Below are 12,276 nucleotides of genomic sequence, written 5' to 3'. Positions count from 1 at the left end.
TACAAAACTAGGATGGACAGTTTTCCATCAAAATATAATCTATTAAAAACTTTTTATATTTGAATGTAGATTCAAAATTCATCAGTTCCCCCTACACGATTGCATGGCATTGCAATAAAAAAAGATTGCCACCCCCCATTGTTTAACTCAAGCACACGTAATCTGTTTTGCTTGTAATCTTATTCCATTAAATGGCCCTAAAATGAAAAATGAGCACCAATCCTCAAGAATGGCGCCCGATTGTGGCAGATCAAGATTACTGCAATTATTCCTACCAATGTTTCGTTTTTCAAGTTACACTAACATCACCTTTGTTTAAATAAAAAAAGCAGTCTATCCAAACCTATTGCACTTATCAGTAATCGCTCCTTCTTTCTACCCAACAACTTTTGAGTCCAGTTAACAAAACCTCCATCGCCGATAAAGTGTTCCTTGCCTTGGATTGTTGTTTTTATTGTGAACTGTAATCCTTGGTAATAATGATTATCCCAATTAGGTTCATTCATTTTTACATCAACATTCATCGATTCCCCAAACTGTATCAGCCTCTTAAGAAATCCTTCAGTATCTTTATAACCTGACCGTAGACTAATGATCACTGTTTCACATACGAGCCTCTTTGAATATAGTAGCTTCGGAACTTAGTCAGTTATGATAAGGGAATAGTAAAAAAGAAAGCGCTGATAGCTCAGCGTTTTTCTTATGCCACTGGCATTGGTGTAGAGGTTGGCGGTGTTCCAGCCAAAATAAAGGGTATTTGAAATATTTTCCAACCTCATAATAACAGGACACACGTTTTAGACATATCTAATATGTGTACTCTTAATTATTTCCGTCTGAAATATGATTGATGAGAAATATATGGAAAGAAATCCGTGGTTTTATAGATGAAATCAAAATCTCTATCTTGAACCAAATCACTTCTGAATTGTTCGAAGAAAACAAGAAATACTTCATGATCCATGTAGCCGCAGTGAAAATGCATCATAATTTTCGTTCGGGTCTTGCTTACCATACCCTTTCACTTCTTCGGATCTGTAAAAGCATTTGCGACCAATATGGTGAATTAGTAAATCGGAGCAAAATGTATGCTGCCCTTATGCTTCATGATATGGGGAAGATAGTGGAGATGTCTCGCAATTTTACAGCTCCAGAATACACCGTCTTCGGAAGATTCTTAGGGCATATTCAAATTGTAAACCAGATGATTGACCGAAAGTTAGTGGCTATACGAAATGAACGAGCTGTTTCTATAGAAGAAGTTACTGTTGTCTATGAATTAATGAACATTATCTCAAGTCATCACGGTCCTCTTAGCAACGGCTGGGGAAGTACCGCTGACCCGATTACTTTAGAAGCTCACCTTTGCCACATGATTGATAATATTGATGCTAAAATCAACATGATCACCAAAGCAACAGTTGATATGCAAGAAGGTGACGTTCAAAAAGTGTGGGGGCTCGGTAACATTTATAAACCTAAAAGTCTAGAATAACGAAACACACAAAAAGAACTGCGAAATATTCGTACTCACGGTTCTTTTTTATTGGAGATATCCTAATACAAATTCGATTTACTATCACTTATGATACGGTTCACCGCACCTATTTAATTGGCAGTTTTAGCCATTAAATAAGTGAACAGCCCCGTAAGTGCTCTAACTTGAAGTTGAACTTAATGAAATAGATTATAAGTCAAGATTCTCTTGGCTTATTTTTTGATTTAAAATGCCAAAATAATATAATTTTTACATTATTTCACATAATCTTAACTCACAGATAATGTGAATTTAATAGAAAATAATTATATTTATTTATGTAGTTAATTCATGATGAAAAAGGAGAGGAAATAATGAAAAAGAAAGGGAAATTAGCTGTCGGACTAGCTCTATCAATCTCTCTGGCCTCCATTCCGCTTAACTTTGTAGCGGCAGAGACCATTCCGCAAGTCCAATCCGAGAATAAACAAGTAGAGAAAACATTTACAGTTTTATCCTCAGGTGAAGCACTGCTTGATTTAACTGCAATTGCTCCGGGTGTGGATTGGAGTAAGAAGGGTCAGGAATCAGCGGTCATCAAGTTAACATTAGATGGAAAATACAACCAGGATATTGTTCTCTTTATGGGACAACAAAAGTTCACTTACAAGGTAGCTCTTGGACACGTGGATCCGGGTGTTCATACATTGAAGGCTTCCCTTAATCTGGACAAGTCTCCGGAAGGAGCGAAACAGGTCAATATTATAAAAATGGATACAAACGTGGTATCTTCTGATTCTGAGGATGCACTAGCCTACCGTTATTCACCTATCCTATATGGCCGCAATCTGCCAAATATCCCTGGCGCTTATGAGAATAATTATACCGATGTACCGCTTATGATGTATCATACCCAATCCAAGGATGCAAATGGAAATATTACCATTGAATATACGGTGATTTGTTCAAACGAGGATGGCGGTACAAATACGCCGGCATTAATGGCACGTTGGGGCCGCACAACCGATATCGAGTGGATTTATCGGGTAACATTGGATCCAAATCAAAAGGTAATTTCGGAAAAGTATCAGTCACCGGGTCACGGAACAGTTGATTTTGACGGTTTAAAGGAACAAGACCATCCTCTTATGTACACATCTACCAGCAATAACAATTTTAGTGCTGTAAAGGCTGGAGATACGACGAGCGGATACAGATTCTTCCTAAATGCTTCCCAAGAGCTTCCTTCCAATCGCACTCGGGAATACATAATGGATCAAAATCCATGGTCCTATCAAGTCATGGCAAAGGAAATGATTCGTGAAGGAAAAATCGAATCAATTGCAAACCCTGATACGCAGGAAGTTTCCGATCAACGCAATTACCTGTATGTTGAATTCAACAAAACAACTTCACCAGCGAATGGTTCAGCAGGAGTAGGAACAGCGATTGGCGTAAAATTGAAAGGAGATCCTAAACTGTACATTTCCAATCATAACGTCCCGGATTGGTCAATAACACGTGACAACCCTGCAGCAACCACTGTGGAACTTCCTTCAGGAGCAACCACTAGTGATATTGAGAGCATTCAAGCGATTGCTGTTCCGTTTGATTCCAATCCGAACGATGCCATTAATCCACCTGCGAATTACCAAATCACTGTAAAAGATGTCAATCGCGCCTTCATGCTGAACAGTGATTATCAACCGCAAGCATCCTTGATGGAGTGGCATGGTACACAAGTTTTAACAGCCCAAAGTCCGACCGCGGTTCTATGGACTGCTACGGATAAACAATAACTGAAGTGAGACGGGGATGTCCAAAAAGAGGTGTTCGACTACTTTTTGGAGCCCCTTTTCTATTTCAATAAATCACAAGTAAAATGTCTATTCTAGAAAAATGTAAATTTTTCCCTTCAAGCAGGCTCGATGCCTGCTTTTATCAAGAAAAAACGAATGTTTTTTTCCCCACCCGTGAAACAATACCGGCTCCGTTCCGGACGGTACGGTTTACAATAATCAGGTGTTTTTACATGTATTCCCGATACCATTAAACGGATTAGGAATCATGTATATCAAATAATTTCCATTACTTCCGTATGGATAATGTTTTCAGTTTTCAATTCACATTCATGAATAGTATATAGTTCGTAATGATCTTTCATATTAAATACTTTAGAAAACATTTTCTCTGCCTGTTCTTCATTTTTGGCAACCACAATCGATACCCTTTGAAGCCCTTTTGCAAAATAAATAACTTGAAAAACTTTCATTTCTTTCACTCCTTTTATTAGAAATCTTTGGTTTAAGTTTGACATGTTCGATGTATCCTTTCACCGGCTGACCTGTCAGCCGGTGAAAGGATTGCTTGTGATGGTATGAATTGCAATCCCTTTTAGTTTTCGTCTATTAGTTGTTCCTTTGTTTCTCCTAAAATATAATCTGCAGCTTTCTGTGCTTGAGCAGCTGCTTGTAAGACTAAACGGCTTTCCTTTTTCAATGCTCTTAACCATGAATTGATATAGCTAGCGCTATTTTCTAAAGTGCTGTTATCAATTCCGGCTACTTCGCACAACATCGCCGCACCCATTTCAGCGACTAATTCCTCTTTGGAATACACTTCATCCCCAAACGCAACTCCTTCTGTCGTGATTCCCGGTCGAGCTAAACGGCTTTGATGTCCGGTGCTGTGCGTCATTTCGTGAAACAAAGTGCAATAATATTCCTCTGGAACCCTAAAATCTTTTATCGGAGGGCAATTGATTCGATCCCATGTTGGATAATAAACCGCCTTACCTGTATGAAACGTGTAATCTGGAGAATCGATATATCCTTTAAAAATTTCCTCCGCCTTTTCTATCGGGTCATGTTCAAAGGCTTCAATCCTTCTTTTACTCTCTAAGCCGGTACACTGTTTATTAATCTCCCAAACTCGATAATAAAAGGGTTTGGCAAAAGTCTTTTTCTCCTTTGTTTCATCGTCCTCCGACTCTTTCCAAAGCCAATAGACAATGATATGAGAATTTTTTAGTTCTTCTTTTTTGATGCGTCCACCAGCTTCTAAAATCTGTTTTTGGGAAGCATATTCTCCAGGTTCTACTAGAAAAATATTGATTCCTCGATATGGCTTTTGTGTTTTCCAGTTAACCGCGTTTGAATTGGTCCATGACTGGCGCCACGGTACAACACCTTTTTCTAATTTTTCGATGATTTTTTCTGTAATGATTTCATAAACACTTTTTGTCATTTGCTTTTCCTCCTTGGATTTTCTAATAATTTTTGATTTTTTAAGATTTTCTTTTTCCTTTTGACTTGCGAAGCGAGTAAGTTCCCCAAAGGGGGATGATTTTTCCCCTTTTGCAAGTAGAACGAAAAACGCGCATAGACAATGGGTCAAGGGCGCTCTTAGCACAAAAAGTTTTTTGCTGTTGCGAAAGTGCCTCTAAGCAAAAAAGTTTTTTGCCCCTTGACCGATTGACTAGCTTTCTTAGCTTCTAGCCGGAAAGGTTCGGGTGTCCTGCCGGCTGGAAGGTTAGAAAGCTTGCGCTGTTTTACGATTCGGAAGGCAAAAGGGAAAAATCAACAATAAAAGCAGCCTTTCTTTCGGCTGCTCTCCTTTTTGTCTATTATTCTTTTAATCTTTCCATCTTTTGATTTTCTTACTTTTCGGCTCGTTCGGTATGGCGGCGTTAGCCGTAAATGGAACAGGAACCTACGGAATGTAAGCCGTAAAGACCGTGGTTATCTGTCCATTTAATGCCGAAGCGACATGTACGAATGACAGAAAGGTGTCTTTTACTTTCTGATCAGTCCGTAGTGCTGCCGCCCAAAGTCCTTATGTATGCATTTAACCTTAAATTTTAACGTCATGATTTCTGAAGAAAAATCGCACCCTTAAGGCTGCATGATTGGCAAAAAAATAAAGGAAGATGTAGGCATATCCAAAATTTCTGTGACTATTCTTAAAATAGCCTTTTTTGACTTAGTACTCCAAATTCTGTAATGATAATTCATGAAGAATTATCTTCCTAAACAACAAAAGCTGTAATAGTATCTAGTGGGAATAGTCTTGAAAATGAATTTTTCACTAAATATTGTCCATAATATAGATACCTTGGTTCCCCCTAACACCCTGGTAAAACTAATACAAAACCATCCTTAAAGTTCGAAAGGATGGTTTTGTATTGTAACAGCCAAAGGTACCCATCTTCAAATAAATTAACCAAGTATAATATAAGCCTAGACATTGGCAACAGCCCTGCCTTTACCTATTGTCATTCAAAAATCGTATAGTTTCAGGCGTTTATATTTCCTTCAATAATTTGTTATTCAAAGCCCAGTAAAAGCCCCCTGGTCCTCTGGTTCAAAATAGCCGTGAGAACCGCCCCTATGGTTTTCCTAAACTAAATACCCATTAATTTCCTTAATGATTTCCTTTATTTCATTTACTATTCGATTTCGTTGTCTAACGAAAAAGGTTAATGTGAAAAGAAATTCATCAGGCGATGTATGGCTTCGATACTTGCCTTTCACCTTTGCTAAGCAAGGGTACGGTTGAAACGGAAAGGTATTATCGTAATCATATTTACTTGAATAGGAAAATTTAAGTCTATTTAATGTTCCACCAATGTTTTTCGATAGTTTATTGTACCTGTAAACATCCAGAATTTCTTTTCCTAATAGTTTTCGGACCACTTCTGCTAAATCTTTAAAAGACTGATGAACGGTGGTAAAATCGAAGGCCTCATCCGAACTTTTGTCCAATTCATACATAAGCTTTCTGCTGTTTGCAATAAAATCTATAAGGTTTATCGGCAGGATATTTAGATTCGCTAATTCATCAACAAACCCGAGATGGATCCCTGTGTCTCTGTACAATAAATTGAAATCCACTTTATCCAGCAGGTCTTCCTCTGTGTGCCACCACCAGTTGCCGCCTGGAGTCTGATAAATTTTTTCCTCTTCGATGGGTTCATATTTAAGCATGATATGAATGGGGATATTCGTCCCCCAAAATGATTGGTCCGCTCCCCGAGGGAGATACTCAAAACGAGATGGCTCTTTTTCTGTAAAGGAAGTAATAATATCCTTTAGAAATTGGGCATTCTCTAGGGATGTCGATCTTGGTACCACCTGTACATTACCTTTTGTGCCTGGAAAGTCAATATTGATATGGGCCACGCATCGCTCATTGATTTCTTGCCAAAAGTGATCACAATACCAAGCAGATCCTGCATATCTGCCATTGGAATGTCCAGGCCACCAAGCAAATTTAATACCTCGCTTACATGGTTTTTTAGAAAATATCCTTGCCATTTCCAGCATAAGAGCGTTTGCAGTCGCATTATCGGTTGCCCCTTTATGCCAGGAATCATAATGGCCTGAAATGAGGATGTACTCGTCTATCTCTCCTGGTATATCGGCAACCGGAAGACTGACACGTTTTATTCCATTTTTTAACTCCGTTTTCAAAACCACCGTAACGGATTCTTCCTGTATAAGTTCGATCAGCTGCATTCCATCATGATAGTTAATTCCGACAACAGGAATTTTCGTGAGTTGATCAATGTTTTCAATGGTTGGTGTGCCCCAAACAGTGCCTACGGTTTCTTCATGGATGGCCACTTCATTAGATGGCCAAATATGAATAAGACCGATAGCTCCTGAGCTATCAATTTTTTTCACATAATCCTCGTAATAGTTCCAGCTAACAACAATTTTTCCTTTCATTTTTTCAAACCGATCAGCATGTCCGTTGACACTTCGTTTCTTTTCACTATCGCAGTCGTATATGACTCTCCCCTTGATCCCTTGTGGAAGATGTAGACCAAACGATCTTGTTTTTGCACGAATATCCAGGTGCTTAGGCGCAATGACGGAAACATGTCCATGGACGGGGTCACTGAAATACCCATCGAATTGGTAGCGATTATGTTGAATATGATGCCTATGCAATTCTTCTACAATATAATCAACTGCTTTTTCAGCCTCTTCTTCCCCTGTTAACCGTTCCCATTGGGAAAGAGTCTCAGCATGCTGATATAAAAGATTTTTATCAATCAGATCAAGTAACTTTGTATATTTCACAAATTGAGCATTCAATGGCATTCATCCCTCTATCAATATTGAATAATATCTGCCACGATGACAAAAAAAGCACCAATGACAACCCACATTAACAATAAAGGCCAGAAAAATTTTACCCATTCTTGATATTTAATCTTAGAAACGGCCAGGCTTCCCATTAACATCGCTGAGGTAGGCAGGATACAATTGGATAGTCCGTCCCCTAGCTGATAAGCGAGAACGGCCGTTTGTCTTGTGACATCAATTAAATCAGATAATGGAACCATGATTGGCATGGTCGTTGCGGCGAGTCCCGTTCCCGAAGTAATAAAGACATTCATAATGGTTTGGAAAAAGTACATGCCCAGTACTTGCACAAAACTTGGCAAGTGGTCAACCATCAACGCAAGCCCATTCACAACCGAATCAATGACATGTCCTTGCTCTAACACAACCACTATTCCTTTTGCCAATCCTACAATAAAGGCACCAAAGGTAATGGCTTTCGCTCCCGTCACAAATTCACTTGCAATTTTACTAGGACCATATTTTGATAAGAAACCAACAATAATTCCTAAAGCGAGGAAAAATGCAGCCAGTTCTTGCATCCACCAGCCTTTTTCCGATACTCCCCAAATTAATAGACCAAACCCGGCCAACACGGTGATTATCGTCAAATAATGGGTCACCTTCATGGACGGCAAGGAAATAACACTAACCTTTTCGTGTCCTTCTTCTTTTTCAAGATCAAAGACAATACTGGAAGCTGGATCTTTTTTTACCTTTTTCGCATAACGAATAATATAAAGACTCGTGACAATTAATAGAACCACTAAGATAATGGCGCGTAACCACATTCCTGAAAACATGGGAATTTCAGCAATCGATTGTGCAATACCAACATTAAAAGGATTTAATAAGCCGGCAGTAAAACCAACTGCAGCTCCCAGCATTACCATGGCCGTTCCAGTCACCGCATCATAACCTAACGCTCTTGCAATGGCAATTCCAATTGGCACAAACGCCATGACTTCTGCTGACATCCCGATGGTAAACCCGCCGACTGAAAAGATGGATAAAAAAATGGGAATGATGACAAGGCCTCGGTTCATAAAAGTCTTTCCAACCCTTGCAGCCACAGCTTCGATTGTTCCAGTAGAATTAATGATTTGGAATACACCACCGACAATAAAGATAAAAAAGACCGTATCAGCAGCGTCAACTAGCCCGTTGACAATCGATAATGGAATATCAATAAGACTGACTGGATTTTGATCAACATGATGATAAGAATCCTGAACTACAACGGTATTTCCTGTAGCTTTGTTTTCCGCTCGATCAAATTCACCTGCTGGCAGTAAATAAGTGAGTGCCGCGGCAATTAACACCATACTTAAAATGATGACATACGTGTGTGGCATTTTGAAAAATTTTCCCTTAGGCTTTTCAACTGGTACATATGGGGCCGTTTTATTTAATTTCAATTTCTTTCACCCTTTACCGTTTATTTGGAAAAACAGCTTGTTTTAAAACTCTCATGGCTGTTTGTTTCTTTTCCATTCTTCAAATTCACTGCGAATGGCTTGAAGGTAACCATCATTTACACACACATCATATGCTGTCATCGCTAATGCCTTTGATGCTTTGTTTAAACCTGTCATACCTTTCTCTGAACGGGCTGCCTCTACAAATTCAGGAGTATGGGTATTCGCTGAATCCGTAATTTTGATGTAAGGATGAATGGTAGCGGTCACCTGTCCAACATTTCCAATATCAGAAGAACCAATTCCGCCCCTTTTAGGAGGTTCGCACACTTCTTCACCCAAAAGTTCCACATTCTCTTTAAATAAAAAAGCGAGTGCCTGGTTGTTGTTTCGTTCAGCATAAATCAAGCCTTCTTCTATTTCCATTTTGGCTCCAACTGCTTCTGCCGAATTTCGTGCAGCTCTATACACCTTTTCACGGACAATCCCCAATTGTTCCACTGTCTCTGCTCTTAATAAAAATTCAGCCTCACAGTATGCTGGTACTATATTAGTGGCTTCACCGCCCTTGGTTATAATGCCATGAATTCTGACATCGTCGTTGAAAAACTGACGTAATGAGTTGACCGCTACAAAGGTATTAATGACTGCATCCAATGCACTTATACCTTCTTCCGGGCTAGCTGCAGGGTGTGATGCCTTTCCGTAATATTTAAAAGTTGCATCCACACAGGCCAATCCCCCGCGTAAAACCATCGTACTCTTATGTGGGTGACACATCATGGCCACATCGACTTGATCGAAAATTCCCTCCTCCACCATTAAGATTTTTCCTCCGCCTTCTTCTTCAGCTGGCGTTCCCAAAACAACGATTTTCCCCTTTAAATGTGGAACCGCTTTCTTCAGCGCTATTGCTGCGCCAACAGCAGAAGTTCCGATGATATTATGGCCACATCCATGCCCCAATCCTTCCAGTGCATCATATTCAGCAATCAGTGCAATAGTTGGACCCCGGGCTCCCCTTCCCATGTTGCCCTAAAGGAGGTTCCCAGATTAGCAATCCCTTTTTCAATGGTAAATCCAGCATTTTCTAACGGCTCTGTCAACCAGTTCACTGCCTGATACTCATGAAAGCTAACCTCCGGATTTCGGTGAATTTTTAATGCTAATTCCCGTAATTCAGCATCCATGGACTCAACAGCGTCCAGAAGTGCCTTTTTCTCTTGGACTATCTCGACATGCACAACCACAAAACCTCCTGAATATTCAGAATAATCTCGAACTAATTGCTATTTTACTTTCATCCGAATCATAAGTAAAATTAAGCTTTTTTAAGATTGCTATAAAAAATTTTTATAGGTTTTACCCACAACAAACAAAAAAGAGAATCACCTACCACGTGTTCTCTTTTACTTCACTATTTCCTGTTCGGATATTTTTTTTATATAATGAACAAACTCTGATACCGTTGCCAAACTCATCGATGCTTCTCTGTAATACATCCATGTTCTTCTTTTCATTTCCTGTCCGTTTTTAAAAATCAAAGGATCATAATGTAATTGGTCACTATCTTTTAAAAAGACACTCGGAATGATGGAATACCCGAGCCCCTTTTTCACCATCTCCCTGCAAGTCTCGTAGCTATCTACTTGCATGGTAATCAAAGGCGGTTCTACAAACCTTTCATTCCACCAATATTCAATGCTTTGGTCGTATGGATTATAAGGGCTGGTCTTATATTTTTGAAGGACTTTGGGCTCTTTTCTGTTAATCATCGGCATTTTGGGCAGTTCCTCTAAATCAATCTTCTGATTGGCTATAATACATACATTTTCTTCGCTAAGAAGATATTTTTGATCTGACCAGTTATAATCCCCTCACGATGGCAATATCAATTTGTCCATCCAAAAGTGAATCCATAATTTCTGTACTAAACCCTGTATCGACATTCAATTGAACTTTCGGAAACGAATTCATATAAGTCTTCAAAATCGAAGGAAGATTATACAATCCAAAGTGACTATTAACCCCTATTTTTAAACTACCGGTAAGTTCACTTCCCATATTCAATAGAAATTCTTTGGTCCTTCGTAAATCGATCAGAATTCTTTTTGCATATTCAGCCAAATGTTCACCAGCAGGGGTCATTTTTATATTCTTTCCGCTCTTAGAAAAGATTTCAACTTTGAATTCCTTTTCAATTTGCCGTATACGATACGTTAGGGCTGGCTGTGTCAGAAATAGCTGCTCCGCTGCTTTTGTTAAATTTTGATCCTTTTGTAAGTACTTCAACAGCAAACAATCCTTCTCATCCACTTGGTTGTATCACCTGCCTGATTAAAAGATTCAATTCTATTTAAGCATAGAGGAATGATTTTTACTAGATACCCAGATGGTGCCAAATTCTCTCGAAATTTGGCACCCTTTGCCCGCCGCACCCACTTCATTATCATCCGGGTGAGGCTCTACGCATACTATCTTTTTAACATCAAGCAAATCATGATTTCTTTTCCATCCCTATGTAATGGGCAAATAAATATTTATCTTAAAAAGGCCAAACCTTTACATTATTGCACTTAAACTGGAGGAATTTCTTTACATTTATAGAAATATTTAAAGACAAGTCATTTTAAATCAAGGGGGATTTGGATGGAGCTTTCAGTTCTCAATGCTTGGTTGCAATTTTTCTTGTCGATTATGGGTGGATGTCTAATTTTATTCATCGTAATGTTATTTTTTTTCAGCAAACACATAAAGAATAGATTAAAGCAAATGGAAGAAATCGATAAAAATGAAGTTAAAATAACGAATTAAACGCTGAATTTTTTCAGTGTATGTGTTAGTTATGAATTTAGCCCTTCCAGCAAAATGTGGAGAATGTATGCCCAAGCTGAGAAGGGCTTTTAAATGGGAGGAATAGAAACAAAGAAGATATCATCTACCATGAGTGGTTAATTATTTCAACACTTTATCATTTCAAATCTTTAAACGGAATTTTAGAGAGTTAAAGGCGTAATAAATGTCGTTCTAAAAATCTTAAATGATTAATCCTATTCCTAATAAAAACAGGATAGTCATTTATACTATACAGCGCATCATTTGTCAGAAGTTTTTGTTAAAATTTTTCATCCTTTATTTTCCACATGATTTAACGAAAGATGTTAAGTCTATCACCACAAAGACATGTACATCTGTCCCTGGTTTCAGCCCCACTTATATCAAATAAAAGGACGGCCACTCATGGATACCC

General features: G+C 38.7%; 12 protein-coding genes. 3 read left to right on the top strand and 9 right to left on the bottom strand.

Annotated features, from left to right (window positions below; genetic code table 11):
- Positions 1-305 precede the first annotated feature (305 nt).
- Positions 306-524 carry a hypothetical protein gene (locus tag ABES02_RS22530; RefSeq protein WP_430139822.1) on the bottom strand — a complete coding sequence of 73 codons (219 nt, stop codon included), beginning with the start codon at positions 522-524 and terminating at the stop codon, positions 306-308.
- A gap of 326 nt (positions 525-850) precedes the next feature.
- On the opposite strand from ABES02_RS22530, the gene ABES02_RS22525 reads away from it, so the two are divergent.
- On the top strand, positions 851-1,495 hold the full coding sequence (locus ABES02_RS22525; protein WP_430139820.1) for an HD domain-containing protein: 645 nt from the start codon (positions 851-853) through the stop codon (positions 1,493-1,495).
- Positions 1,496-1,851: 356 nt separating this feature from the next.
- Positions 1,852-3,276 (top strand): hypothetical protein, encoded by a 1,425-nt coding sequence (locus tag ABES02_RS22520; RefSeq protein WP_430139818.1) that lies wholly within the window; start codon positions 1,852-1,854, stop codon positions 3,274-3,276.
- A 275-nt stretch (positions 3,277-3,551) separates the two neighbouring features.
- On the opposite strand, the gene ABES02_RS22515 is transcribed toward ABES02_RS22520, so the two are convergent.
- The 8 genes from ABES02_RS22515 to ABES02_RS22480 form a co-directional block, all read right to left on the bottom strand.
- Positions 3,552-3,749 (bottom strand): hypothetical protein, encoded by a 198-nt coding sequence (locus tag ABES02_RS22515; protein WP_430139816.1) that lies wholly within the window; start codon positions 3,747-3,749, stop codon positions 3,552-3,554.
- 122 nt (positions 3,750-3,871) lie between these two features.
- On the bottom strand, positions 3,872-4,723 hold the full coding sequence (locus ABES02_RS22510; RefSeq protein ID WP_430139814.1) for an ArdC family protein: 852 nt from the start codon (positions 4,721-4,723) through the stop codon (positions 3,872-3,874).
- A gap of 1,151 nt (positions 4,724-5,874) precedes the next feature.
- Positions 5,875-7,578, bottom strand: coding sequence for a M28 family peptidase (locus ABES02_RS22505; protein WP_430139812.1), 1,704 nt, complete (start codon positions 7,576-7,578; stop codon positions 5,875-5,877).
- Positions 7,579-7,595: 17 nt separating this feature from the next.
- Complete coding sequence (locus tag ABES02_RS22500) at positions 7,596-9,026, bottom strand: YfcC family protein (protein WP_430139810.1); 1,431 nt, start codon at positions 9,024-9,026, stop codon at positions 7,596-7,598.
- A 51-nt stretch (positions 9,027-9,077) separates the two neighbouring features.
- Positions 9,078-10,055: a M20 family metallopeptidase gene (locus ABES02_RS22495; protein ID WP_430139808.1), complete on the bottom strand. Its 978-nt coding sequence runs from the start codon at positions 10,053-10,055 to the stop codon at positions 9,078-9,080.
- A complete protein-coding gene (locus ABES02_RS22490) occupies positions 10,019-10,270 on the bottom strand; it encodes a hypothetical protein (RefSeq protein ID WP_430139806.1) in 252 nt (83 codons plus the stop codon). Before ABES02_RS22490 ends, ABES02_RS22495 begins: the two co-directional genes overlap by 37 nt.
- Before the next feature lie 165 nt (positions 10,271-10,435).
- Entirely contained in the window at positions 10,436-10,807 is a 372-nt protein-coding gene (locus ABES02_RS22485; protein WP_430139804.1) for a LysR substrate-binding domain-containing protein, read from the bottom strand.
- An 85-nt stretch (positions 10,808-10,892) separates the two neighbouring features.
- Positions 10,893-11,342, bottom strand: a complete 450-nt coding sequence (locus ABES02_RS22480) for a LysR family transcriptional regulator (protein WP_430139802.1) — start codon at positions 11,340-11,342, stop codon at positions 10,893-10,895.
- Positions 11,343-11,675: 333 nt separating this feature from the next.
- Here ABES02_RS22480 and ABES02_RS22475 point away from each other — a divergent pair, with 333 nt between their 5' ends.
- A complete protein-coding gene (locus tag ABES02_RS22475) occupies positions 11,676-11,840 on the top strand; it encodes a hypothetical protein (protein ID WP_430139800.1) in 165 nt (54 codons plus the stop codon).
- Positions 11,841-12,276 lie beyond the last annotated feature (436 nt).

It is taken from the genome of Neobacillus pocheonensis, from assembly GCF_050477905.1.
Classification (GTDB): Bacteria; Bacillota; Bacilli; order Bacillales; family Cytobacillaceae; genus Neobacillus; species Neobacillus pocheonensis_A.
Note: the sequence above shows the minus strand (reverse complement) of the source record. Positions and strands in the feature narration are given on the sequence as shown.